This is a genomic window from Mesorhizobium loti R88b, from assembly GCF_013170845.1.
In the GTDB taxonomy this organism is placed as follows: domain Bacteria; phylum Pseudomonadota; class Alphaproteobacteria; order Rhizobiales; family Rhizobiaceae; genus Mesorhizobium; species Mesorhizobium loti_B.
Map to the genome: position 1 here is coordinate 4,545,527 of NZ_CP033367.1, position 23,686 is coordinate 4,569,212.

Below are 23,686 nucleotides of genomic sequence, written 5' to 3' on the forward strand. Positions count from 1 at the left end.
GGAAAAGTGTGCGCGGTTTTCCCGGGAAAAGCGCGTAGCGCTTTCCCTTGGGAATTGCGTAAAAACAAAGAAATAGATCGTTTCACTGTTTCGGCGAAACGATCTAGTCCTTGTTCTTGCGATGCAATCGGCTATCGATCTCTTGCCGGGCCGTGTGCGTTGCCTTGAGCGAGATGGTCGCGCTGCCATCCTCATTGTCGGTGCGCGAAACGATGTCGCCATTGCGGTAGAGCCAGTCGACGAGGCCGAACTGCGCCGGCTCGATGGTCACCGTCAGTTCCTCTAGCTCGCCCGACATCCTGGTCTCGATCAGCGCTTTCAGCGCATCGATGCCTTCGCCTGTGACGGCCGAGATGGCGATCGGCGGCGCCTTGTTAGCGTCGGCACCATCGGCAAGCAGACGCTCCCGATTGCCGTCGTCGAGCAGGTCGACCTTGTTCCACACCTCGATGACGCGCTTGGCATCACCGGCATCGACGCCGAGATCGGCGAGGATGCGTTCGACATCCTCGGCCTGCGCGGCGGTGTCGGGATCCGAGATATCACGCAGATGGATGACAAGGTCAGCCTCGACCACCTCTTCCAGCGTGGCGCGGAAGGCGGCGACCAGATGCGTCGGCAAGTCGGAAATGAAGCCGACCGTGTCCGACAGGATGATCGGCGTGCCGTGCGGCAGCCGCACCCGGCGAAGCGTCGGGTCGAGCGTGGCAAACAGCATGTCTTCGGCCAGCACGTCGGCTCCGGTCAGCCTGTTGAACAGCGTCGACTTGCCGGCATTGGTGTAGCCGACGATCGCGACCACCGGGAACGGCACCTTCTTGCGTTTGGCGCGGTGCAGGTCACGGGTGCGGCGCACCGTTTCCAGCTCGTGCTTGAGCTTGATGATCTTTTCCTGCAGCTGCCGCCGGTCGGACTCTATCTGGGTTTCGCCGGGGCCGCCGAGGAAGCCGGCGCCGCCGCGCTGGCGTTCAAGGTGGGTCCAGCTTCGCACGAGGCGCCCCTTCTGGTAGTTGAGATGGGCAAGTTCGACCTGCAACGTGCCTTCCTTGGTGCGGGCGCGCTCACCAAAGATTTCAAGGATCAGCCCGGTGCGATCCAGCACCTTGGCGTTGAATTCCTTTTCAAGATTGCGCTGCTGCACCGGCGTCAGCGGATGGTCGACGATGACCACTTCCGCATGACCCTCTTTGACGATCTCGGCGAATTCGGCGACCTTGCCGCTGCCGAGCAGTGTCGCGGGGCGCGGATCGTTGACGGTCACCACCGCCGTGTGGATCAGATCAAGGTTGATGGCGCGGGCAAGGCCGACCGCTTCGTCGTGACGGGCCTCAGCCGAACGCACCAGCCTTGGACGGTTCGTCTCGTCGTCGTTGCGCTGGTGGCGGATAAGCACAGGCACAATGACCACAGCCCGGGTCGGACCCTTGGCTTCCGTCCCGGGATGATGTGCTGGTTTTCCGCGAACCGTACCGTCCGCGTCCTTGTCACGTGCCAATCAGGCGCCCTGGCTTTCCTCGCCATCGAACATCTGAACCGGCTGGCTCGGCATGATCGTGGAAATGGCGTGCTTGTAGACGAGCTGGGAGTGACCGTCGCGGCGCAGCAGGACACAGAAATTGTCGAACGAAGTGACCACGCCGGTCAACTTCACGCCGTTGATAAGGAAGATGGTGAGCGGGTTCTTGCTCTTGCGAACTGAATTCAGGAACAGGTCCTGAAGGTTTTGCGATCGTTCCGCCATTGTTCTTGTCTTTCGCCGATCCCCTTCGGTTTGCAAACCAATGCGCCAAATTGTCGGGCGCATGTCAAGCTCGCAAACACCGTCTTGTCGTCAGTAACGACAAGCAGAACGAGATATATTGATGTTCATTCCACCTGTGCGGTTATCAGGCTGGACTTTTTTCCGCAATGTCAAAAAAGGCCTGCCGCAACGAAAGTGTTATTGAGCCGGGGTGCCCATTGGCGACGGAATCGCCATCTATCGACACGACCGGCATGGCAATCGTCGTCGCCGAACTGATGAATGCCTCGCGTGCAGCCTTGGCCTCGGCGACGGAAAAGCCACGTTCCTCGATCTTCAGCCCGAGCTTCGCCGCAACCTCGAACATGGTGGTGCGGGTGATGCCGCGCAGAATGCCGTGCTCGGCCGGCCTGGTGACCAGAACGCCGTCCCGGGTGACGATCCAGGCATTCGACGAGCCGCCTTCCTTGACGTTACCGTCGGTGTCGACGAACCAGGCTTCCTGGGCGCCAGCCTCCCTGGCCTTCTGCTTGGCCAGTACATTGGGCAGCAACCCGGTGCTCTTGATGTCAACACGATCCCAACGGTTCTCAGGCACAGTGATGACCGCAATACCCGTCTCGGCCCGTTTCGCGCCGGCGGCGGGATCGGCCTTCCTGGCGGTCACCACCAAAGCCGGCTTGGTATCCGCCGACGGGAAAACGAAATCGCGGCTGGCGACACCGCGCGTCACCTGGACATAGACCAGACCGTTGTGGACATGGTTGCGATTGACCACCTCGCGCAAGATGAGAGGCAGTACGCCTGCTGTTACCGGCCAGGCGATCGACAGTTCGCTCAGCGAGCGGTTGAGCCGAGCAAGATGGCGCGGCATGTCGACGATGAAGCCACGCGCCACCTCGCAGACCTCGTAGACACCATCGGCGAACTGATAGCCGCGATCCTCGATATGCACGGAGGCGTCCGCGTGAGCGATGTAGCGCCCGTTGACATAGGCAATGCGCGGCATGGGTGGTCCCTCAGAAAAGTCCCAGCTTTCTTATGCGATTCCGCCGCTACCGTAACCGATAAATGCTTGGCCCAGGCACTGCTGAACGGACGTCGCGCCTGTCAGACGCCCAGCGATTTAAGTTTGCGGTGCAGGGCCGAACGTTCCATGCCGATGAACTCGGCGGTCTTCGAGATGTTGCCGCCGAAGCGGTTGATCTGGGCGATCAGATAGTCCTTCTCGAACTGTTCGCGCGCCTCACGCAGCGGCAGCGCCATGATGTGCTGGTCGGACTGGTTGGGCGTGCGCGGCATGACATCGCCGATCTCGGACGGCAGCAGATCCGCGGTGATCGGCGCATCGACGTCGTCGCCGCGCGCCAGGATCATCAGGCGCTCGACATTGTTGCGCAGCTGGCGGACGTTGCCGGGCCAGTTGTGCGCTTGCAGCACGGCCAACGCATCGTCGCCGATACGGCGCGGCTTGATACCGGCCTGGCGGGCGATCTGCTTCATGAAATTGTCGACGAGATAGGGAATGTCCTCGCGCCGCTCGGCCAATCCCGGAACCATCACAGGAACCACCGCCAAGCGATGATAGAGATCCTCGCGAAAACGGCCGTCGGCGATCATCGCTTCCAGGTTTTGCGAGGTCGAGGAGATGATGCGGACGTCGACCTTGACCCGCTTGGTGCCCCCTACCCGCTCGAACTGCTGCTCGACGAGCACGCGCAGGATTTTGTTTTGCGTCTCGCGCGGCATGTCGGCCACTTCGTCGATGTAGAGGATGCCGCGATGGGCTTCTTCCAGCGCGCCGACCTTGCGTTCTACACCGTTCGATTCGGTGCCGAACAGCTCGATCTCCATGCGTTCGGGTGTGATGTTGGCGGCGCTCAGCGTCACGAACGGTGCGCCCTTGCGTGCCGACAGCGTGTGGATGGCGCGGGCGGCCAGTTCCTTGCCGGATCCGGACGGGCCGATGATCATGACACGGCTGTTGGTCGGCGCAACGCGCTCGATGGTCTGGCGCAGTTGGCTCATCGCAGACGACATACCGATCAGGTCGAAGGTTTCGCCGCTGCGCTGCTTGAGGTCGGAAACCTCGCGCCGCAATTTCGAAGTCTCCAGCGCCCGCTCGGCAATGAGGATCAGCCGGTCGGCCTTGAATGGCTTCTCGATGAAATCATAGGCGCCACGACGGATGGCGGAGACCGCCGTTTCGATGTTGCCGTGGCCGGAGATCATCACCACCGGCAAGGTGGGATGCATGGTCTTGATCTCATCCAGCAAGGCCAGGCCGTCCAGACGCGAGCCCTGCAGCCAGATGTCGAGGAAAATCAACCTCGGCGCACGATCAGCTATTGCCGCCAGCGCGCTGTCGGCATCGAATGCCGTACGGGTTTCGTGACCTTCGTCGCTCAATAGACCTGCAACGAGTTCACGGATGTCTTCCTCGTCATCGACGATGAGAATATCAGACGCCATTACCGACCTTTTCAGTTTCTCTTTCGTGTTCCGTCTTGGCTTCGCCGCGCGACGGCGTGGCGGCCGCGGGTGGCAGGATGATGCTGATCATCGCGCCGCGCCCGCCATGGAAATCCGCAGGTGCATCATGTAGTTCCAACCTGCCACCATGGTCCTCCACGATCTTCTTGACGATAGCGAGACCAAGCCCGGTGCCCTTCTCGCGTGTGGTCATATAGGGCTCCAGCAGCCGCTGGCGATTCTCGCGCGGCAGGCCTTTGCCATTGTCGATGACGTCGATTCGAATCGCGCCATTCTGACGGCCGGCTTGAATCCGGATTATGCCGTGCGAACCGTCCTTCTGTTCCAGTCCGTCGATCGCTTCGGCGGCATTCTTGATCACATTGCCGAAAGCCTGCGCCATCAGCCGGCTGTCGAACGTGCCCTTGAGCGGTTCGTTGCCGAAGAAGCGCTCGAAAGTGATGTCGGCGCGGCTGACTTCGACCAGGAACGAAGCCTCGCGCAACGATTCGCGCAAATCGATGGCCTTCATCTCGGGCTTGGGCATACGGGCGAAAGCCGAGAATTCATCGACCATGCGGCCGATGTCCTCGACCTGCCGGATGATGGTGTCGGTGCACTGATCGAAAACCTCGCGGTCCTCGGTGATGACCTTGCCGTAGCGGCGCTTGATGCGCTCGGCCGAAAGCTGGATCGGCGTCAGCGGATTCTTGATCTCGTGGGCGATGCGCCGCGCCACATCGGCCCAGGCCGAGGAACGCTGGGCCTGAACCAGATCGGTGATGTCGTCGACCGTCACGACGTAGGATTTCTCCTCCGAGCCATCGTCGCCGGCCTCGATGGTGATCTGCACGTTGAACGTGCGCTCAGTGCCGGCGCGGAAGAATGTCACCTGCTCGCGGTAGACTGGCTTGCCCGACTGGCGGCCGATCTCGAAGACACGGCCGACATGCGGCAAAATGGCGGAAAGGTTCTGCCCGAGTGTCGCACTGGCGGAGATAGCCAGCATCGATTCGGCCGAACGGTTGACGATGGTGACGATGCCATAGGGATCGACGCCGATGACACCGGCGGTGACGCCGGCCAGCACCGCTTCCGAAAAGCGCCGCCGTTCATCGATCAGATCCTTGGCCGACAGGATCTCGTTGCGCTGGGATTTCAGTTCCAGCAGCATCTTGTTGAAGGTGTCGCCGAGCGAGGCGACATCACCGTCCGATGGCCGCACCGGCACGGCGACGTCGAGATTGCCGGTCGCCACCTCGTCGGCAGCGCCTATGAGCTGGCGAATTGGCCGCACCAGGCGGTCGGCGACGGCGATACCGGTCCAGATGGCCGACAGGATGATGATCAGCGTCAGCGAGAGATAGGGCAGCGCGAAGGCCACTTGCGACGTGCGTCTGTTATCTTCGAGATTGCGATATTCGTCCGTGTTGGACCTGACGATCTGCCGCGCCTTGATGACCTCCGGGTCAACCAGGCGGATTGTGTAGAGGTAAACACCCTCGATCTCGCGTAGCTTGACGATGGCGCCCATGATGTTGCGGGTGCGCGGCTCGATCAGAACCGGCTTGCCTTCAGTGGCGGTGCTGACTGAGCCTTCCGGCGGTTCCGGCATGGCGAAATCGGCATCGGTCTGGGCGCTCATGACGAACGAGCCGTCGGACTTGATCAGCGCAGCGTGGGCCAGCGACCGGCCCACAGCCTCCTTGTTGAGGAGGTCGAGAAAGCCTGTGCGATCAAGACCATAAAGCGTGCGCGACGCGTCGAGATCATAGGCCATCGACAGCGTCGTGCCCTGCAAATTGCGGGCATTTTCCTGAACATAGGCATCGGCGATCGAGAGTGAAGAATTGACGATCGTCTTGGTGCGAATCTCGAACCAGCGGTCGAGACCGATATCGAGCGTGATCGAGGCGATGATCGCCACCATGATGGCCGGAATGGCGGCAACCAGAGCAAACATGGCGACGATGCGCACATGCAGCCGCGAGGCCGCCTTGCCATGCCGGCGCGCCATAACGATGCGATGCACCTCGCGTCCAACCAGTGCCATGAGGAAGAGCACGAAGGCCGCATTGAGCGCAATCAGCGCCCAGGTCGTCTTGGCGTCAGGCGCGATCGGTGTCGCACCGACCAGGATGGTGAACGAAATGGCGGCCATGACCAGCGCGCCGATGACCGCCACCACGCCGGGCAACGCCAGCAGCCTTCGCCCGTCGCGTGCGCCGGGTTCGCTGAAAAGCGGTTGGTTGAGTGCAGGTGCTTGCGGAGCCATGTCGCCGTATTGAGCCAATGATTGCGTTCGATCTATGCAACGCATTGTGGCGATTATGCAACAAGTGTGACCGCGACGGTAATCTTTCGCCGCTCAGTCCCCCGAAAAGAGCCGGCGTCAGATCAGCGCTCAGCCCGGCCGCGACGATTTGTAGACGTTGACGCCCAGTTCGCGAATCTTCTTGCGCAACGTGTTGCGGTTCAATCCCAGCAGCTCCGCGGCCTTGATCTGGTTGCCGCGGGTTGCCGTCATCGAGGCAAGGACCAGCGGGTATTCGACTTCGGACAGGATGCGCTGGTACAAGCCGGCGGGCGGCAATTCGCCGGCAAAAGAAGCGAAATAGCGCTGCAGGAAGTGCTCGACCGCCTGGCCGATGGAGAGATCGTCGGGAATCAGGTTGCCGCCGCCGGGCACAACGGGGCGCTCGCCAGTCTTCAGCTCCGCCTCGATGATCTCGGCGGAAATCTCATCTTGCGAATAAAGCGCGGCGAGCCGTCGAACCAGGTTTTCCAGTTCGCGCACATTGCCCGGCCACGGATAGCGCTTCATCAGTTCGATGCCGCCGGAAGAAATACGCTTGGTCAGGAGGCCCTCCAGCTCGCCCAGCTTGAAGAAGTGGCGAACGAGGTCAGGGACATCCTCCGATCGCTCGCGCAGCGCAGGCAAGCGGAGCGGCACGACGTTGAGACGATAGAAAAGATCCTCGCGGAACAGTCCCTGGTTGATCAGCGTGCGCAGATCCTTGTTGGTGGCGGCGACGATGCGCACATCGGTCTTGATCGGCGTGCGGCCGCCGACAGTCGTGTATTCGCCCTGCTGCAGGACGCGCAGCAGGCGCGTCTGCGCCTCCATCGGCATGTCGCCGATCTCGTCAAGGAACAGTGTGCCGCCCTCGGCTTGTTCGAAGCGGCCGGTGGAGCGGTTCTGCGCGCCGGTGAAGGCGCCCTTCTCATGGCCGAACAGCTCCGATTCGATCAGGTCGCGTGGGATCGCCGCCATGTTGATGGCAACGAAGGGGCCGCCTCGACGGCGGCCATATTCATGCAGCGCGCGCGCCACCAGCTCCTTGCCGGTGCCGGATTCGCCCGAGATCATCACCGTCAGGTCGGTCTGCATCATGCGGGCCAGCATGCGGTAGATGTCCTGCATGGCAGCCGAGCGTCCGACAAGCGGCATCGCGTCGGGCTGTTCTTCGGGGTGCGTATCGATCTTCGGCCGGCGTGGTTCCGAAAGCGCCCGGTTGACGATGCTGAGCAGTTCAGTCAGGTCGAACGGCTTCGGCAGATATTCGTAGGCGCCGGTTTCGGATGCGCGGATCGCCGTCATGAAGGTGTTCTGGGCGCTCATGACGATGACGGGCAGCTCAGGTCGAGCCTTCTTGATGCGGGGCAGCATGTCGAAGGCGTTCTCGTCCGGCATCACCACATCGGTGATGACGAGGTCACCCTCGCCCGCCGCCACCCAGCGCCACAAGGTCGAGGCGTTGGAGGTGACGCGCACCTCGTGGCCGACGCGCGAAAGGGCCTGATTGAGCACTGTGCGGATGGCCGCATCGTCATCGGCGACGAGAATATTGCCGCGAACCGTCATTTGCGGTCTCCTTCACCGTCTTCTTCAGCGCCGAATGGCGTTTCCTTCCAGGCCGGCATCAGGATGCGGAATGTGGTTCCGCGCGGCGTCGAATCGCATTCGATGATGCCGCCGTGCTCGCCGACGATCTTGGCGACCAGCGCCAGCCCAAGCCCCGAGCCGTTCGGCTTGGTGGTGATGAAGGGATCAAACAGGATCGGCAGGATATCCTCCGAGACGCCGGAACCGTTGTCGCGCACGCAGAACTCCAGCGGCAGCGAGACGCGATCCTGCGTGCCCGGGACGGAAACGCGAATGCCCGGCCGGAAGGCGGTCGACAGCACGATCTCGCCCTGAGGGTCGCTGCCGATCGCCTCGGCGGCGTTCTTGACCAGGTTGAGGAAGACCTGGATCAGCTGGTCCCGGTTGGCAAAAACCGGAGGCAATGATGGATCATAGTCTTCCAAGATCTTGATTTTCTTGGCGAAACCATTTTTTGCAATCGCTTTCACATGATCCAGTACGACGTGGATGTTGACGGGGTAGCGATCGATCGGCCGCTCATCCGAAAACACTTCCATGCGATCGACGAGAGAGACGATGCGGTCGGTCTCGTCGGTGATCAGCCGGGTCAGGGCACGGTCCTCGTCGGAGGCGGACAGTTCGAGCAACTGCGCGGCTCCCCTGATGCCGGAGAGTGGGTTCTTGATCTCATGGGCAAGCATCGCCGCCAGGCCGGTCACCGAACGCGCCGCACCGCGATGCGTCATTTGCCGGTCGATCTTGTCGGCCATCGACCGTTCCTGGAACATGACGACGACGGAACCCGGGAATTCCGGCACCGGCGCGACATAGAGATCGACGACTTTCTCGATGCCGAGACGCGGCGAGGACACGTCGACGCGATACTCGTTGACCGGAGCATGACGCTCGCGCACCTGGTCGACCAGCGTCAGCAAAGGGCTGCCGAAAGGAATGAGTTTCGACAGTGTGTTGCGGGCGAGCATATTCGCGCTCGAACGGAAGAAGTCCTCGGCATCGGCATTGGCGTAAGTGATGAACCCATCCATATCGACCATGATCACCGGACGGCGGATGGTGTTGAGCACGATATGGGCGGCCTCTGCCATATCGGTGCCCTGGGTGGCGTTGGCGTTCATGCCGCACTCCGCAGGTTCAGGGATTGCGGATCGCGCGAAAACACATCGCGCAGCAAGGCAATGACACGGGCCGGCTCGAACGCAGTCAGGATGGCCTTTCGACTGTCGTCGGCGACGCCAGCGGCATGGCGATCGAGATACCAGCCCAGATGTTTGCGTGCCTGGCGCAAGCCGCTCTCGATGCCATAAAGCGCCAGCATGTCCTCGTAATGAGCGACGACATAGTCGGCCAATGCCGCGGGATTGCGCGGCACGTTGGCCGCCGTTCCGCCAGCTACCGCGGCTGCAATGCCACCGGCGATCCAGGGCGCGCCATAGTGCGCACGGCCGACCATCACCGCATCGGCACCGGATTGATCGAGAATGTCGGCGGCGTCGGCCGGGGAACAGACGTCGCCATTGGCAATGACGGGAATCGATACTGCTTCCTTGACGCGGGCGATAGCGCGCCAGTCGGCCTTGCCCTGATAGAACTGGCAGCGCGTTCGGCCATGCACCGTTACCATCTTGACGCCGGCCTGCTCGGCACGGCGCGCCAGGATAGGCGCGTTGAGCGCGCCTTCATCCCAGCCGAGCCGCATCTTGACCGTCACCGGGACCTCGACCGCGCCAACCACGGCCTCAATCAGCGACAGGGCATGATCGAGGTCCAGCATCAATGCCGAGCCTGCATAGCCGCCGGTCACCTTCTTGGCCGGGCAGCCCATGTTGATGTCGATGATGTCGGCGCCCTCGCCGGCGGCGATACGCGCGCCCTCGGCCATATGGATAGCCTCGCGGCCAGCAAGCTGCACCATATGGACGGGCAGGCCGGAATGCCGTATGCGCAGGTCGAAACCGGCCCTGCCCTTGGCGAGTTCGCCGCTTGCCACCATTTCGGACACGACCAGACCAGCGCCATGCGCATGGGCGCGCTTGCGGAAAGGCTCGTCGGTAATCCCCGACATCGGCGCTAGGAATACGCGATTGCGGATTTCCACGCCGCCGACGTCGAGAGGCGCGGCCAATTTGGCTGAGTTAACCATGCACAAAAACCAAGCACGTCTATTCGTTGCACATTCTCTAGCCATATCAGCCGCAAAGTGCAACGCGGAATGACGCCACATTAAGGCGCAATTGGGAAAAAGCGGGCCTTCGGCTTTTGCCGCGACGAGGTTGCCGCGCATCGTCCAGTATGTGTGAAGGACGCTTTGGAATTCATATTTGACGCACGATCTTTTCCGAAAACCAATTACACTTTCGGGGATCGTGCGCTAAGCCAATCGCCATGACTGACGCAAGCGAAAACGCGAGTGCGAGAGGTGGGGTTGCCGTGGTGATCGTCGCCGCCGGCCGCGGCGCTCGTGCCGGGCAGGCCAACGGACCCAAGCAGTACCAGTCCATCGGCGGGCGCGCCGTCATTGCCCATACGCTGGAGATGTTTCTGGCCCATCCGCAAACCGGCCAGATTGTTGTCGCCATCCACGCCGACGACCACGACCTGTTCCGGCAAGCGGCCGGCATCCAGGCCCAGCGTGTCACCGCCGTCATTGGCGGGCCAACCAGGCAGGAATCCGTCCGGCTAGGGCTGCTGGCGCTGAAAGACCACGCGCCCGTCCATGTTCTGATTCACGATGCCGTCCGCCCGTTCGTCGACGCGGAGTTGATCGACCGCACCATCGCCGCCATCGGCGAGAACGAGGGGGCGTTGCCCGCCCTGCCCGTCGCCGACACGTTGAAACGCGAGTCAGCGTCGGGCGTTGTCGCAGAAACCGTTTCCCGCAGCGGACTGCACGCCGCGCAAACGCCGCAAGGTTTTCCCTACGGGCCGATCCTTGCCGCGCACGACAAAGCCCATCAGCTGGGCAGGCTGGACTTCACGGACGATGCGGCCATCGCCGAATGGGCGCATATTCCAGTCAAGCTCGTTCCCGGCTCGCCGGACAATGTCAAACTCACCTGGGCACGGGACATCGCCATGGCGCACCAGCGGCTTTCAAGCGAACGAACACACTTCCCCGACATCCGCACCGGCAACGGTTACGACGTCCATGCTTTCGAGCCGGGTGACCACGTCACCCTGTGCGGTGTTTCCATTCCGCATGACAAGAAGCTGTCCGGCCATTCCGATGCTGATGTCGGGCTGCACGCTTTGACTGATGCGCTGCTGGCTACCTGCGGCGCCGGCGACATCGGCACGCATTTCCCGCCATCCGATCCGCAGTGGAAGGGCGCCGCGTCGCGGATATTCGTCGAGCACGCGGCGAAAGTGGTACGCGAACGCGGCGGGCGCATCGCCAATGCCGACATCACGCTGATCTGCGAGGCGCCGCGCGTCGGGCCGCACCGCGAGGCGATGACATCAGCCCTGTCGCAGATGCTGGGCATTTCCGCCGACCGCATCTCGATCAAGGCGACAACCAACGAGAAGCTCGGCTTCATCGGCCGCGAGGAAGGCATTGCGGCGATCGCCACCGCCAGCGTGGTGTTTCCAGGCGAGGTGCCGGAATGAGCAACGCCGAGCTCGCAAACGCCCTGCTGCTTGCCTGCCAGCAACGCAGCATCATGCTGGCAACGGCGGAAAGTTGCACCGGCGGCCTGATCATTGCAGCACTCACCGACATCGCCGGCTCCTCCGCCGTGGTCGACCGCGGCTTCATCACCTATTCCAACGAAGCCAAGATGGAGATGCTCGGCGTTTCCGCCGAAACGCTCGACGCGCATGGAGCTGTGTCGCGCGAAACGGCGCTGGAGATGGCGGCCGGCGCGCTGGCGCATTCACGCGCAAGCCTTTCCCTTGCCGTTACCGGCATTGCCGGCCCAGGCGGAGGTTCGGCCGACAAGCCGGTCGGTCTCGTCTGGTTCGGCCTAGCCCTGGCCGGCCAGCCGGTTGTCGCCGAGCGCCAGCTGTTTGGCCACAAGGGCCGCGAATTCATCCGCCACGAGACAGTGAGACACGCCCTGAAGCTAGGCCTGCAAGCGCTCAGCCGGAATTAGGCCTGCGGTGCCACACCATAGACGACGTCGGCGCGCTTTTCGAAAGCCTCGGCGAACATGCGGAAGCCACGGTCGAACATGGTGCCCATCAGCGCGCCCAGGATGCGGCTCTTGAACTCATAGTCGATGAAGAAGCGGACGGCGCAGCCGCGGCCATCTGGCTCGAAACGCCAGACATTGCTCAGATATTTGAATGGGCCGTCGATGTATTTGACCTCTATGGTGCTGTCATCGGGTTTCAAAAGCACCTGCGTCGTAAAGGTTTCGCGGATCGCCTTGTAACCGACACTCATGTCGGCCAGCAGAACGGTGCGTCCGTCACGCTCCTTGCGCGAGCGCACCGTCAGCGCCTCGCAGAGCGGCAGGAATTGCGGATAGGCCTCGATATCGGCAACCAGCGCAAACATCTGCTGTGGCGTATGGGCAAGGCGTCGGGTGGCTTCGAATTTCGGCATGAACCGGCTCTAAAGCGCGTCGTGTCGAAACGGATTCATGCGGCGCGCTTTGGAGACGTTGTTTCTATGCATGTCGTTCTCCCAAAACCGAGGTCACTTTTGGGCGACATGCATCAGAGCGTCTTTTGGAGCTGTGCTTCCCGCGCCGCGCGCAGCCGGGCGAAATCGTCGCCGGCATGGTGCGACGAGCGCGTCAGCGGGCTCGATGCCACCAAAAGAAAGCCCTTGGTCCGGCCGATCGTCTCGAAGGATTTGAACTCCTCCGGCGTGACGAAGCGGATCACCGGATGGTGCTTCTTCGAAGGCTGCAGATATTGACCGATGGTCATGAAGTCGACATTGGCCGAACGCAAATCGTCCATCAGCTGCAGGATTTCATTCCGCTCTTCGCCCAGGCCGACCATGATGCCGGACTTGGTGAAGATCGACGGATCGAGTTCCTTGACCCGCTGCAACAGCCGGATCGAATGGAAGTAGCGTGCACCAGGACGAACCGTCAGATAGTTCGATGGTACCGTCTCCAGATTGTGGTTGAAGACGTCGGGCTTTGCCGCCACCACGATCTCAAGCGCGCCGTCCTTGCGCAGGAAATCGGGCGTCAGGATTTCGATCGTGGTCAGGGGCGTCGCCGCCCTAATGGCGCGGATGACCTCGGCGAAATGCTGTGCGCCGCCATCGGCGAGGTCATCGCGGTCGACCGAGGTGATGACGACATGGGTCAGGCCCATCTGCTTGACGGCATGCGCGACCCGTGCGGGCTCATCGGCATCGAGTGCGGTCGGAATGCCGGTGGCGACATTGCAGAAGGCGCAGGCGCGCGTGCAGATCTCGCCCATGATCATGAAGGTGGCGTGCTTCTTCTCCCAGCACTCGCCGATGTTGGGGCAGCCGGCCTCTTCGCAGACCGTCACCAGCTTGTGCGATTTCACAATCTCGCGCGTCTCGGCATAACCCTTCGACATCGGCGCCTTGACGCGGATCCAGTCAGGTTTGCGCAATACCTCCTGGTCAGGCTTGTGCGCCTTCTCGGGATGCCGCAGCCGCGGCGCATTGGCGATCGTGTCGAGGACAGTGACCATCTCAAACCCTGGCTTTTCCTAACGACCGCCCGTCGGCGATCGTCACTTTTACGTCATCTAGGACTTTTCGGCACAAAGAAAAAGGCTGCAGCGGCGCATGCCGCTACAACCGTTTTCGCATAGCCGGAACGATATCGACTAACGGCGCACCAGGCGACCGACAAAGATCAGCAGACAGGCACCGATGAAGCCGGTGATCAGATAGGCGGTCCAGCCGACGCCGAACACGCCGATATTGAGAGCTTGCAGGATGGCGTTCAACACCACCGCGCCAACGATGCCCATGATAATGTTCATGAAAATGCCGGTGTTGCTCTTCATGACCATTTCGGCGAACCAGCCTGCCAGGCCGCCGATGATGATGGCTGCGATCCAGCCCACGCCGTTCAAGTGCATATGCCTTCTCCCTGTGCGCGTAATAATGCATCCGGAAACGACCACCGTTGCCGTCGAGTTCCCAGGGCTTTCGCGGCTGAGTCTCTTGCGGCAAATCTATCATGCGTTCAATGCGCGGCCATAGGCGTCGAGCACGCTTTCCTTCATCATCTCCGACAGCGTCGGATGCGGGAAGATGGTGTGCATCAGCTCTTCTTCTGTCGTCTCCAGGTTCATCGCGACGACAAAACCCTGGATCAATTCAGTCACCTCGGCGCCGACCATGTGCGCACCAAGCAACTGACCAGTCTTCTTGTCGAAGATGGTCTTGATGAAGCCCTGGTCCTCGCCAAGCGCAATCGCCTTGCCGTTGGCGGCGAACTGGAAGCGCCCGACACGGATATCCTTGCCTTCGGCCTTGGCCTTGGCTTCCGTCAGGCCAACGGAGGCGACCTGCGGGTTGCAATAGGTGCAGCCGGGGATCTTGAGCTTGTCCGTTGGGTGAACACCAGGAAAATTGGCGATCTTTTCGATGCACACCACACCCTCGTGCTCGGCCTTGTGGGCAAGCATCGGCGGACCGGCGACATCGCCGATGGCGTAGATACCGGGCACGTTGGTCTTGCCATAGCCGTCGATGACGACGCAACCGCGCTCGGTCTTCACGCCAAGTGCCTCAAGGCCGAGATTCTCGATATTGCCCTGGACACCGACGGCGGAAATCATGCGGTCGGCGGTGATCTTCTCGACCTTGCCGTCCTTCATCTCGACATGCGCGGTAACCGAGTTCGCCCCCTTCTCGACCTTGGTTACTTTGGCTTCGAGGATGATCTTCATGCCTTGTTTCTCGAACTGCTTTTGCGCGAATTTCGAGACTTCGGCGTCCTCGACCGGCATCACCGCCGGCAGCAGTTCGACGACCGTCACTTCGGCGCCCATGGTGCGGTAGAAGGAAGCGAATTCGATGCCGATGGCGCCCGAGCCCATCACCAGCAGCGATTTCGGCATCTCTTTCGGCACCATGGCTTCAAAGTAAGTCCAGATCAGCTTGCCGTCCGGCTCGATGCCGGGCAGCGCACGCGGCCGCGCACCGGTCGCCAGGATGATGTGCTTGGCGGTGTAGGTGCCCTCGCCCTTGACGCCCTTCGGCACCGGCGGCTGCGGCTCCATCGGCTTCTTGGCCGTCGCGGAGACAACGATCTCACCCGGCTTCGACAGCTTGGCTTCGCCCCAGATGACATCGACCTTGTTCTTCTTCATCAGGAAGGCAACGCCGCCATTGAGGCGCAGAGAAACTTTGCGCGAGCGGTCGACGACAGCGGCGGTGTCGGCGCTGATCTTGCCGCCGTCGAGCTTCAGCCCGTAATCCTTCAAATGATCGGAATAGTGCATGATCTCGGCCGAGCGCAGCAGTGCCTTGGTTGGTATGCAGCCCCAGTTGAGGCAGATGCCGCCGAGATGCTCGCGCTCGACGATCGCCGTCTTGAAGCCAAGCTGGGCGGAACGCACCGCCGTGACATAGCCGCCGGGGCCGGAGCCGATGATGATGACGTCGTAGTTCTCAGCCACGGTTTTCTCCTTGATCACAATTCCAGCATGACGCGCACAGCAGGCGCTAACGCCTTGCCGATGTTGCGCGTGTTTTCTGCATCGAGGTGGACGCCATCGAGCGGTGTACATTTGGCGACGCTCGCGGCATCAAAAAAGCCGCAGCCCGTCTCTTCGGCGGCGGTTTGATAAAAGCCGGCAAGCTTGGGCGATTCCATTGCGCCCGTTCCCAACATTTCGGCGTAGTCCGCCTTGCGCGTTTCCACGATATGCGGCGGCGCCACCAGAATAATCCTGGGGATGACACCGCCGAATGGATAGGCGTGCCCCCGCACGATCTCAACGAGGCGCCGCATGCCATAGGACGCGATGACAGCGCTGCCATGAATCGACGGCTTCATGTCGTTCGAGCCAAGCATGATGACGATCAGATCGATCGGCGAGTGCGTGCTCAGGATCGTCGGCAATATCCGCGCGCCATTTCGGTCGGCGCCCGACAGGAAGTCGTCATAGGCCGTGGTGCGACCGCCCAGTCCTTCGGCAATGACATGGCAGCCCGATCCGAGCGCTGTCGCCAGTGAGGTTGGCCACCGGTCTTCATGTTCATGTCGACCCAAGGTCTCCGGGTCGTGTCCCCAGGTCAGCGAATCGCCGTAGCAAAGCACTGTCTTCATGCGCTCAACCTGCCTTTGTGTCGGCTACGCCGCGCTTCACCCGCCAGCGCACGAACAGCCAATGCACGATGATTGTCACCAAGCCCGGCAGACCAAGCCCGGCAACCATCGGCATGTCTTTCCTGACCACCGCGGCGCTGCTGTCGCTGTAGAGGATCAGGGCGACGAACAGGACGAGCAACACCACAAACACGATCAGCGTCCACTTGCCTGTTCGGGCCACGGCCGCGACAGGGCCGTTCATCAACTGCGCCACGAAGAAGACGAAGGTGACGACAAACGTCACCAGCACCGAGAACATGAAGACGATGATGTATTCTTCTTGCGCATCCGTGATGACGGCCAGTTGCTGGGCGATCAGACCACCGACGAATCCGGAGATGATGAAAGCGAAGAGGCTGGTGAAGAATGTCCGCACCGCCCTCTCCCTTCCTAAACCAGCATGCCCATCGGATTTTCGATCAGCCGCTTGAAGGCGACCAGCAGTTCGGCACCGAGCGCTCCGTCAACGGCACGGTGATCGGTCGACAGTGTCACCGACATCACGGTGGCTATCTTGATCTCGCCGTTCTTGACCACCGCCCGCTCCTCACCGGCACCCACCGCCAGGATCGTCGCATGCGGCGGATTGATGACGGCGGCAAAGTCCTTGATCCCAAACATGCCGAGATTCGACACCGCTGTGGTGCCGCCCTGGTACTCTTCCGGCTTCAGCTTGCGGCTGCGGGCGCGGCTCGCCAGATCCTTCATCTCGTTGGAGATGGTGGAGAGCGTCTTTTCGTCCGCATGCCGAATGATCGGCGTGATCAGCCCACCGGGGATCGAGACGGCAACGCCGACATCGGCGTGCTTGTGCTTGACCATGGCGGTTTCGGTCCACGAGGCATTGGCATCGGGCACCGCCTTCAGCGCCAACGCCATGGCCTTGATCACCATATCGTTGACCGACAGTTTGTAGGCTGGGGCATCACCCTTGTCGGTCTTCTTCATAGGCGCTGCCGCATTGATCTGCGTGCGCAGCGCCAAGAGCGCATCGAGTTCACAGTCGAGCGTCAGGTAAAAATGCGGGATGGTGGTCTTGGCCTCGACCAGCCGCCGCGCAATGGTCTTGCGCATATTATCGTGCGGGACGAGATCGTAGGAGCCTTGCTCGAACAGCTTCAGCACCTGATCGTCCGACATCGCCTTCACCGCTGGAGCAGAAGCAGCCGCCGGCGCGCCGGCTGGAGCCTTGGCCGCAGGTGCAGTCTTGGCACTGCCGCCGGCGATCGCCGCATCGACATCGGCCTTCACCACCCGGCCATGCGGGCCGGTGCCGGTCACGGCCGATACATCGACGCCAGCTTCCTTGGCGATTCGGCGCGCGAGCGGCGAGGCGAAGGTGCGTTCCCCAGCCGCATGGCCGTTGGCGACTGGAGCCGCCTCAGCCTTGGGCGCAGGCGCAGCAACTTCAGGCTTTGTTGGCTCGGCTTTTGGTGCGTCGGCCTTGGGAGCCTCGGCCTTCGGAGCCTCCGCTTTTGCCGGTGCAGCACCGCCACCGCTTTTCGCCGCAGCGCCAGCATCTTCGCCCTCAGCGGCGAGCACGGCGATCAGCGCATTGACCTTGACGCCTTCGGTACCGGCGGGAACGACGAGCTTCGCAACAGTGCCCTCATCGACGGCCTCGACCTCCATTGTCGCCTTGTCGGTCTCGATCTCGGCAATGACATCGCCCGGCGAAACCTTGTCGCCTTCTTTGACCAGCCACTTTGACAGATTGCCCTCTTCCATCGTGGGCGAGAGCGCCGGCATGGTGATGTTGATTGGCATTTCTTGTCCTCCCGCCCGGTTCAGCGATACGCGACGGCTTTGACCGCCTCGATGACCTCGCCGACATTCGGCAAGGCCAGCTTTTCGAGGTTTGCCGCATAAGGCATTGGCACGTCCTTGCCGGCAATGGTGATGACCGGCGCGTCGAGGAAATCGAAGGCGCGCTGCGAGACCTGGTTGGCGATGTGGTCGCCGACCGAGCTCTGTGGATAGCCTTCTTCGACCACGACCAGCCGGTTGGTCTTCTTGACCGAGGCGATGATGGTGTCGAGATCCAGCGGACGGATCGTGCGCAGGTCGATGATCTCGGCGTCGATGCCCAGACCGCGCAGTTCCGCCTCCGCCTTGACCGCATAGGTCATCCCGATGCCGAACGAGACGATGCTGACGTCCTTGCCTTGCTTGTGGATACGCGCCTTGCCGATCGGCAGCACGAAGTCATCCAGCTTCGGCACGTCGAAGGACTGGCCGTAAAGGATCTCGTTCTCGAGGAAGATGACCGGGTTCGGATCGCGGATCGCCGCCTTGAGCAGGCCCTTGGCGTCGGCGGCCGTGTAAGGCATCACGACTTTCAGGCCCGGAATGTGGCTGTACCAGGCGGCATAGCACTGCGAGTGCTGGGCGGCGACGCGGGCGGCAGCCCCGTTCGGCCCGCGGAACACGATCGGCGCGCCCATCTGGCCGCCCGACATATAGAGCGTCTTGGCGGCCGAATTGATAATCTGGTCGATCGCCTGCATGGCGAAGTTGAAGGTCATGAACTCGACGATCGGCTTCAGGCCCGCCATCGCCGCGCCAACACCGACACCGGCAAAGCCATGCTCGGTGATCGGCGTGTCGACGACGCGCCGTGGCCCGAACTCCTGCAGCAGCCCTTGCGTGATCTTGTAGGCGCCCTGGTATTCGGCAACCTCCTCGCCCATGACGAAGACGTCACCGTCGCGGCGCATTTCCTCGGCCATGGCATCGCGCAGCGCTTCGCGCACCGTGGTCGAGACCATTTCGGTGCCGGCCGGAATGTCCGGATCGGCGGCGATTTCCGTTTTCGGAGCAGCTGCGACTGGAGCCGGCTTAGCCGCCGGAGTGGCGTCTTCAGCCGCGGCCGGGGCTTCTGCCTTTGCCGGCGCTTCCGCCTTGGCGGGCGCCGCAGCCTTGCCGGCATCGGCGGCATTTTCGCCTTCCTGGAGCAAAATGGCGATCACCGCATTGACCTTGACGCCTTCGGTGCCAGCGGGAACCACGATCTTGCCAATCGTGCCTTCATCAACGGCTTCGACTTCCATCGTCGCCTTGTCGGTCTCTATTTCGGCGATGACGTCGCCAGCGACGACCTTGTCGCCTTCGTTCTTCAACCACTTGGAAAGATTGCCCTCTTCCATGGTCGGCGAGAGAGCGGGCATGAGAATTTCGATCGGCATGTCCTGGCCCTCCCTTACAGTACGATATCGGTCCAGAGTTCGGACGGATCCGGCTCTGCATCGTTCTGGGCAAACTCGGCGGCGTCGGCGACGATGTCGCGAACCTCCTTGTCGATGGTCTTCAGCTCGTCCTCGGTCGCCCACTTCTTCTGCGTCAACCGCGCCTTGACCTGTTCGATCGGGTCATGGTCGGAGCGCATCTTCTGCACTTCTTCCTTGGAGCGGTATTTCGCCGGATCCGACATCGAGTGACCGCGATAGCGGTAAGTCTGCATTTCGAGAATGATCGGCCCGTTGCCGGCGCGGCACCATTCGGTCGCCTGATCGCCGGCGGATTTGACCGCGCGGACATCCATGCCGTCGACCTGGATGCCGGGAATCTTGAACGAGGCGCCGCGATGCGAAAAATTGGTTTCCGCCGACGAGCGCGACACCGAAGTGCCCATGGCGTAGCGGTTGTTCTCGATGATGTAGATCACCGGCAGCTTCCACAACGAGGCCATGTTGAAGCTTTCATAGACCTGGCCCTGATTGGCCGCGCCGTCGCCGAAATAGGTCAGCGAGACGTTGTTGTTGTCGCGATAGCGGTTGGCGAAGGCCAAGCCCGTGCCCAGCGACACCTGTGCGCCGACAATGCCGTGACCGCCGTAAAAATGCTTCTCCTTGGAGAACATGTGCATGGAGCCGCCCTTGCCCCTGGACAGGCCGCCGCGGCGTCCGGTCAGCTCGGCCATGACGCCGCGCGGCGAAAGCTCCATCGCCAGCATGTGGCCGTGGTCGCGATAGGCAGTAATCATCTGGTCGCCGTCGATCAGCGCCATCTTCATGCCGGTGACGACCGCTTCCTGGCCGATATAGAGATGGCAGAAGCCGCCGATGAAGCCCATGCCGTAGAGCTGGCCGGCCTTTTCCTCGAAGCGGCGGATGAGCAGCATGTGCCGATAGGCAGCGAGCTCTTCGTCCTTGGTGAATTCAGCGGGCTTGGGCGCGGAAAGCCCTGATTTGCCGTCGGATTTCGATTTGGCAGGCGCTTTTCTGGCTGCGGTGGCCATGCATCACTCCCTGTTGGCGTCTCTTCGCGGACATTAGGGCAGGATGAAATCCGCCCTGGGAAGATCAGCTCTCCCCACCGATTTATGCAAGGCTAACACGCGTCAGAGCGTTGCGCCATGACGAATTTGCATAGCTGGCATGCGCCTAAGCGATTAAAATCATTGAAAATATTGTTGATTAACCGAAATGCAGTTATTTCGACGAGGCCGGCAACATGATGGTGATTTCATCAGCCTGGGACAGGTTGAGCGCCCTGCGCGCCTGCTCGTCGAGCATGTCCTTCTCAAGCGTGCCGTCATGCATCAGCCGAACGCGCCGTTCGAGTTCTATCCGACGCGCCTTGACGGCATCGAGCTGCGCCTGCAGCGCAACCGTCTGGGCTTCCAGCTGATATTTCGAATTGATGCCGAATTCACCGTGATAGGCATGGAAGCCGAAATAGGCCAGGAACAGGACGCAAAGCGAGGGAATGATCAGCCGGCCGGTGTTTCTCTGCTTGTGCTGACGCGTCCACATGACCGATTCCCCATGGCCGCGAACTCAAGCGACCCGGACCCTTTTTCACCCAATTGTGCTTAACGGACGGTTACGGAGACCGGCCCGGCGACAGCGAAATGAAAAAGGGCGGGAATGATCCCGCCCTTCGCCCAGTATCCGAGGTCTGCGTTTTCGGATCAGCCTTTGATCACCGACTTGCCGGCGTAGCGCGCCTGCTTGCCAAGCTCTTCCTCGATGCGGATCAGCTGGTTGTACTTGGCCATGCGGTCTGAGCGTGACAACGAACCGGTCTTGATCTGCCCGCAATTGGTGGCGACGGCGAGATCGGCGATGGTCGAATCCTCGGTTTCACCCGAACGGTGCGACATGACAGCGGTGTAAGCAGCCTTGTGCGCGGTCTCGACGGCGTCGAGCGTTTCCGTCAGCGAACCGATCTGGTTGACCTTGACCAGGATCGAATTGGCAACGCCCATGCGGATACCATCGCGCAGCCGCGCCGTGTTGGTGACGAACAGATCGTCGCCGACCAGCTGGGTCTTCTTGCCGATCAGGTCGGTCAGGTATTTCCAGCCTTCCCAGTCGTCCTCGGCCAGGCCGTCCTCGATCGAAATGATCGGGTAGTCGGCGGCGAGTTTGGCCAAGTATTTCGCCTGCGCCTTGGGATCACGCGTCTTCTTCTCGCCCTCATAGACGTAGTTGCCGTCCTTGAAGAACTCGGTCGCGGCGCAATCAAGGCCGAGCGCGATCTCCTCGCCCGGCTTGAAACCGGCCTTCTCGATTGATTCCATGATGAAATCGAGCGCCACCGGCGCACTCTTCAGGTTCGGGGCAAAGCCGCCTTCGTCGCCGACATTGGTGTTGTGGCCAGCATCCTTCAGCTTCTTGCGCAGCGTGTGGAAGATTTCCGAACCCCAACGTACGGCTTCGCGCAGCGTCGGTGCGCCAACCGGCAGGATCATGAATTCCTGGAAGTCGATCGGGTTGTCGGCATGCGCGCCGCCATTGATGATGTTCATCATCGGCACCGGCAGGATATGCGCTTTGGTGCCGCCGACATAACGATAGAGCGGCAAGCCTGCAGCGTCGGCCGCGGCCTTCGCCACTGCCAGCGAAACACCGAGAATGGCATTGGCGCCGAGCCGGCTCTTGTTGGGCGTGCCATCGAGCTCGATCATGGTCTGGTCGATGTGGATCTGGTTTTCGGCTTCCATGCCGCCGATCGCCTCGAACAGCTCGCCATTGACCGCCTCGACGGCCTTGAGCACGCCCTTGCCGAGATAGCGGGCGCCGCCGTCGCGAAGCTCGACGGCTTCATGAGCGCCGGTCGAAGCGCCCGACGGCACTGCCGCGCGGCCCATCGAACCGTCTTCGAGCACGACATCGACCTCGACGGTCGGGTTTCCACGGCTGTCCAGGATTTCACGTCCGACAATGTCGATGATGGCGGTCATTGCGATGTCCCCGATTGATCTGACGAAAGGTCGCGCCCGTCTTAGCCAAAGCGACGCAAAAGGCAATCCGGCCCTGGCCGAATAGTGCCGCCACGCCGATTCACGAAGCGCAAATTTCTGTCATCATAAGTCATGCCATCAGACGCGCATTTCGAGGTATGGTTTTTTGCGCGGGGCGAAACAGGAGGAGTTTCGCCGTGACTAAGCTAACATGTCCGAGTTGAGCGGTATCGTGAGTTTGTTCCTGATCGCGGCGGCGTTCCTGACGTCGTGCGACAGCCAGCAATCGCCACCGAAGGCATTCGCGCCTTTGCCGGCCCTGCACATCAGCGAATAGCCCTGCCTTGAATCAAAAGGGCCTCGTCGAAACGAGGCCCTTTTGATTCAGATCGCGTCAATGCCAGTACGGCGTGACCTTGTAGTAGTCATAGGACGCGTCGCGCGCAGTCTCGCCATCCGCCCCGGCCAGTTCGTTGATCGAATAAGCGGGCGCCGCCTTCAGCTGATCCTTGGAGAAGGGCACGATGTAGCCGCCCTTGTCCTCGTCATAGTCGAGACTTGCCCAGGGAATGGCATGGTACTTTTCGCCAATGCCGAGGAAGCCACCGAAGCCGATTACCGCGAACATGATGCCATTCGACGTCTTGTCGAGCATGATATCCTCGATGCCGCCGATCTTGTCGCCTTCGGTATTGTATACAGATGTACCGATGACGCGCGAAGCGGCGATGGCTTCGGTGTGGCCTGTCTGGGTTGTCATGATCATGCTCCTCGTTGTCGTTGAACTATGCTTTGACAATGAGGGGCGCGGGCGAAAGTTCCCGACTTTTTCGGCGGCGGCCAATCACTCCGCGAGGATGAAAGTCACCTTCATGTTGACGCGATAGGCAGCGATCTTGCCGTCCTCGACGACGATCTTCTGGTCCTGGATCCAAGCGCCTTCGACGTTCTTAAGGGTTTTCGATGCGCGTGCGACTCCCTTTTCGATGGCGTCCTGAAAGCTCTTCTTCGACGACGAGGTTATTTCGGTGACGCGGGCGACAGACATGGCTTCCTCCTGCCAAAACGCTCATTTGCCAGCCAACCGTACAACCGGCTGTTGCCGACCACAAGCGCCGGCAGGATGCGCCTGG

23 protein-coding genes are annotated in these 23,686 nt (G+C 61.5%); 2 read left to right on the plus strand and 21 right to left on the minus strand.

Going from position 1 to position 23,686, the window contains the following annotated elements; translation table 11 throughout:
• Positions 1-103: 103 nt before the first annotated feature.
• The 8 genes from hflX to dusB all read right to left on the minus strand — a co-directional run bounded on the left by hflX (position 104) and on the right by dusB (position 10,242).
• Positions 104-1,495, minus strand: a complete 1,392-nt coding sequence (gene hflX / locus EB235_RS22125; protein ID WP_027028920.1) for a GTPase HflX — start codon at positions 1,493-1,495, stop codon at positions 104-106.
• The gene (hfq, locus tag EB235_RS22130) at positions 1,496-1,741 is read right to left on the minus strand and encodes an RNA chaperone Hfq (protein WP_006202172.1); all 246 of its coding nucleotides are present in this window, start codon (positions 1,739-1,741) and stop codon (positions 1,496-1,498) included. It lies immediately after the preceding gene.
• A 145-nt stretch (positions 1,742-1,886) separates the two neighbouring features.
• Positions 1,887-2,750, minus strand: coding sequence for a D-amino-acid transaminase (locus EB235_RS22135; RefSeq protein WP_027028919.1), 864 nt, complete (start codon positions 2,748-2,750; stop codon positions 1,887-1,889).
• Between the two features lie 101 nt (positions 2,751-2,851).
• On the minus strand, positions 2,852-4,213 hold the full coding sequence (locus tag EB235_RS22140; RefSeq protein ID WP_027028918.1) for a sigma-54-dependent transcriptional regulator: 1,362 nt from the start codon (positions 4,211-4,213) through the stop codon (positions 2,852-2,854).
• Positions 4,203-6,533: an ATP-binding protein gene (locus EB235_RS22145; RefSeq protein WP_432431122.1), complete on the minus strand. Its 2,331-nt coding sequence runs from the start codon at positions 6,531-6,533 to the stop codon at positions 4,203-4,205. The genes EB235_RS22140 and EB235_RS22145 overlap by 11 nt, the downstream gene beginning before the upstream one ends.
• 84 nt (positions 6,534-6,617) lie before the next feature.
• Positions 6,618-8,078, minus strand: a complete 1,461-nt coding sequence (ntrC, locus tag EB235_RS22150) for a nitrogen regulation protein NR(I) (RefSeq protein WP_027028916.1) — start codon at positions 8,076-8,078, stop codon at positions 6,618-6,620.
• Positions 8,075-9,217, minus strand: a complete 1,143-nt coding sequence (locus EB235_RS22155) for a two-component system sensor histidine kinase NtrB (protein WP_027028915.1) — start codon at positions 9,215-9,217, stop codon at positions 8,075-8,077. The genes ntrC and EB235_RS22155 overlap by 4 nt, the downstream gene beginning before the upstream one ends.
• Positions 9,214-10,242: a tRNA dihydrouridine synthase DusB gene (gene dusB / locus EB235_RS22160; RefSeq protein ID WP_027028914.1), complete on the minus strand. Its 1,029-nt coding sequence runs from the start codon at positions 10,240-10,242 to the stop codon at positions 9,214-9,216. Before dusB ends, EB235_RS22155 begins: the two co-directional genes overlap by 4 nt.
• A 242-nt stretch (positions 10,243-10,484) precedes the next feature.
• On the opposite strand from dusB, the gene EB235_RS22165 reads away from it, so the two are divergent.
• Both EB235_RS22165 and EB235_RS22170 read left to right on the plus strand, forming a co-directional pair.
• Positions 10,485-11,708 (plus strand): bifunctional 2-C-methyl-D-erythritol 4-phosphate cytidylyltransferase/2-C-methyl-D-erythritol 2,4-cyclodiphosphate synthase, encoded by a 1,224-nt coding sequence (locus tag EB235_RS22165; RefSeq protein ID WP_027028913.1) that lies wholly within the window; start codon positions 10,485-10,487, stop codon positions 11,706-11,708.
• The gene (locus EB235_RS22170) at positions 11,705-12,193 is read left to right on the plus strand and encodes a CinA family protein (RefSeq protein ID WP_027028912.1); all 489 of its coding nucleotides are present in this window, start codon (positions 11,705-11,707) and stop codon (positions 12,191-12,193) included. Before EB235_RS22165 ends, EB235_RS22170 begins: the two co-directional genes overlap by 4 nt.
• Here EB235_RS22170 and EB235_RS22175 read toward each other — a convergent pair.
• From EB235_RS22175 to EB235_RS22235, 13 genes are all read right to left on the minus strand, one after another.
• Positions 12,190-12,648, minus strand: coding sequence for a type II toxin-antitoxin system RatA family toxin (locus tag EB235_RS22175; protein ID WP_027028911.1), 459 nt, complete (start codon positions 12,646-12,648; stop codon positions 12,190-12,192). The genes EB235_RS22170 and EB235_RS22175 overlap by 4 nt on opposite strands.
• A gap of 113 nt (positions 12,649-12,761) precedes the next feature.
• Positions 12,762-13,727 carry a lipoyl synthase gene (lipA, locus tag EB235_RS22180; protein ID WP_027028910.1) on the minus strand — a complete coding sequence of 322 codons (966 nt, stop codon included), beginning with the start codon at positions 13,725-13,727 and terminating at the stop codon, positions 12,762-12,764.
• 138 nt (positions 13,728-13,865) lie between these two features.
• A complete protein-coding gene (locus EB235_RS22185) occupies positions 13,866-14,123 on the minus strand; it encodes a GlsB/YeaQ/YmgE family stress response membrane protein (protein WP_027028909.1) in 258 nt (85 codons plus the stop codon).
• Between the two features lie 99 nt (positions 14,124-14,222).
• On the minus strand, positions 14,223-15,671 hold the full coding sequence (lpdA, locus tag EB235_RS22190; protein WP_027028908.1) for a dihydrolipoyl dehydrogenase: 1,449 nt from the start codon (positions 15,669-15,671) through the stop codon (positions 14,223-14,225).
• Between the two features lie 14 nt (positions 15,672-15,685).
• The gene (locus tag EB235_RS22195; RefSeq protein WP_027028907.1) at positions 15,686-16,324 is read right to left on the minus strand and encodes an SGNH/GDSL hydrolase family protein; all 639 of its coding nucleotides are present in this window, start codon (positions 16,322-16,324) and stop codon (positions 15,686-15,688) included.
• 4 nt (positions 16,325-16,328) lie between these two features.
• Positions 16,329-16,742: a hypothetical protein gene (locus tag EB235_RS22200; RefSeq protein ID WP_027028906.1), complete on the minus strand. Its 414-nt coding sequence runs from the start codon at positions 16,740-16,742 to the stop codon at positions 16,329-16,331.
• A gap of 14 nt (positions 16,743-16,756) precedes the next feature.
• Entirely contained in the window at positions 16,757-18,133 is a 1,377-nt protein-coding gene (locus EB235_RS22205; RefSeq protein WP_027028905.1) for a pyruvate dehydrogenase complex dihydrolipoamide acetyltransferase, read from the minus strand.
• A 20-nt stretch (positions 18,134-18,153) separates the two neighbouring features.
• A complete protein-coding gene (locus tag EB235_RS22210; protein WP_027028904.1) occupies positions 18,154-19,551 on the minus strand; it encodes a pyruvate dehydrogenase complex E1 component subunit beta in 1,398 nt (465 codons plus the stop codon).
• 14 nt (positions 19,552-19,565) lie between these two features.
• On the minus strand, positions 19,566-20,603 hold the full coding sequence (gene pdhA / locus EB235_RS22215; RefSeq protein ID WP_027028903.1) for a pyruvate dehydrogenase (acetyl-transferring) E1 component subunit alpha: 1,038 nt from the start codon (positions 20,601-20,603) through the stop codon (positions 19,566-19,568).
• A 193-nt stretch (positions 20,604-20,796) separates the two neighbouring features.
• Positions 20,797-21,120: an FtsB family cell division protein gene (locus EB235_RS22220; protein WP_027028902.1), complete on the minus strand. Its 324-nt coding sequence runs from the start codon at positions 21,118-21,120 to the stop codon at positions 20,797-20,799.
• A gap of 158 nt (positions 21,121-21,278) precedes the next feature.
• Positions 21,279-22,553 (minus strand): phosphopyruvate hydratase, encoded by a 1,275-nt coding sequence (eno, locus tag EB235_RS22225; RefSeq protein WP_027028901.1) that lies wholly within the window; start codon positions 22,551-22,553, stop codon positions 21,279-21,281.
• A gap of 394 nt (positions 22,554-22,947) precedes the next feature.
• Positions 22,948-23,313, minus strand: a complete 366-nt coding sequence (locus EB235_RS22230; protein WP_027028900.1) for a PRC-barrel domain-containing protein — start codon at positions 23,311-23,313, stop codon at positions 22,948-22,950.
• An 84-nt stretch (positions 23,314-23,397) separates the two neighbouring features.
• Positions 23,398-23,601 carry a dodecin family protein gene (locus EB235_RS22235; protein ID WP_027028899.1) on the minus strand — a complete coding sequence of 68 codons (204 nt, stop codon included), beginning with the start codon at positions 23,599-23,601 and terminating at the stop codon, positions 23,398-23,400.
• Positions 23,602-23,686 lie beyond the last annotated feature (85 nt).

Coding starts and splice junctions, on each gene's coding strand:
- EB235_RS22185 (WP_027028909.1), bottom strand. CDS start 14,123: ATGCACTTGAACGGCGTGGGCTGGATCGCAGCCATCATCATCGGCGGC.
- EB235_RS22235 (WP_027028899.1), bottom strand. CDS start 23,601: ATGTCTGTCGCCCGCGTCACCGAAATAACCTCGTCGTCGAAGAAGAGC.
- lipA (WP_027028910.1), bottom strand. CDS start 13,727: ATGGTCACTGTCCTCGACACGATCGCCAATGCGCCGCGGCTGCGGCAT.
- EB235_RS22145 (WP_432431122.1), bottom strand. CDS start 6,533: ATGCGTTGCATAGATCGAACGCAATCATTGGCTCAATACGGCGACATG.
- pdhA (WP_027028903.1), bottom strand. CDS start 20,603: ATGGCCACCGCAGCCAGAAAAGCGCCTGCCAAATCGAAATCCGACGGC.
- EB235_RS22205 (WP_027028905.1), bottom strand. CDS start 18,133: ATGCCAATCAACATCACCATGCCGGCGCTCTCGCCCACGATGGAAGAG.
- eno (WP_027028901.1), bottom strand. CDS start 22,553: ATGACCGCCATCATCGACATTGTCGGACGTGAAATCCTGGACAGCCGT.
- EB235_RS22195 (WP_027028907.1), bottom strand. CDS start 16,324: ATGAAGACAGTGCTTTGCTACGGCGATTCGCTGACCTGGGGACACGAC.
- EB235_RS22155 (WP_027028915.1), bottom strand. CDS start 9,217: ATGAACGCCAACGCCACCCAGGGCACCGATATGGCAGAGGCCGCCCAT.
- EB235_RS22170 (WP_027028912.1), top strand. CDS start 11,705: ATGAGCAACGCCGAGCTCGCAAACGCCCTGCTGCTTGCCTGCCAGCAA.
- EB235_RS22135 (WP_027028919.1), bottom strand. CDS start 2,750: ATGCCGCGCATTGCCTATGTCAACGGGCGCTACATCGCTCACGCGGAC.
- EB235_RS22220 (WP_027028902.1), bottom strand. CDS start 21,120: ATGTGGACGCGTCAGCACAAGCAGAGAAACACCGGCCGGCTGATCATT.
- EB235_RS22230 (WP_027028900.1), bottom strand. CDS start 23,313: ATGACAACCCAGACAGGCCACACCGAAGCCATCGCCGCTTCGCGCGTC.
- EB235_RS22210 (WP_027028904.1), bottom strand. CDS start 19,551: ATGCCGATCGAAATTCTCATGCCCGCTCTCTCGCCGACCATGGAAGAG.
- EB235_RS22165 (WP_027028913.1), top strand. CDS start 10,485: ATGACTGACGCAAGCGAAAACGCGAGTGCGAGAGGTGGGGTTGCCGTG.
- hfq (WP_006202172.1), bottom strand. CDS start 1,741: ATGGCGGAACGATCGCAAAACCTTCAGGACCTGTTCCTGAATTCAGTT.
- dusB (WP_027028914.1), bottom strand. CDS start 10,242: ATGGTTAACTCAGCCAAATTGGCCGCGCCTCTCGACGTCGGCGGCGTG.
- ntrC (WP_027028916.1), bottom strand. CDS start 8,078: ATGACGGTTCGCGGCAATATTCTCGTCGCCGATGACGATGCGGCCATC.
- EB235_RS22140 (WP_027028918.1), bottom strand. CDS start 4,213: ATGGCGTCTGATATTCTCATCGTCGATGACGAGGAAGACATCCGTGAA.
- EB235_RS22175 (WP_027028911.1), bottom strand. CDS start 12,648: ATGCCGAAATTCGAAGCCACCCGACGCCTTGCCCATACGCCACAGCAG.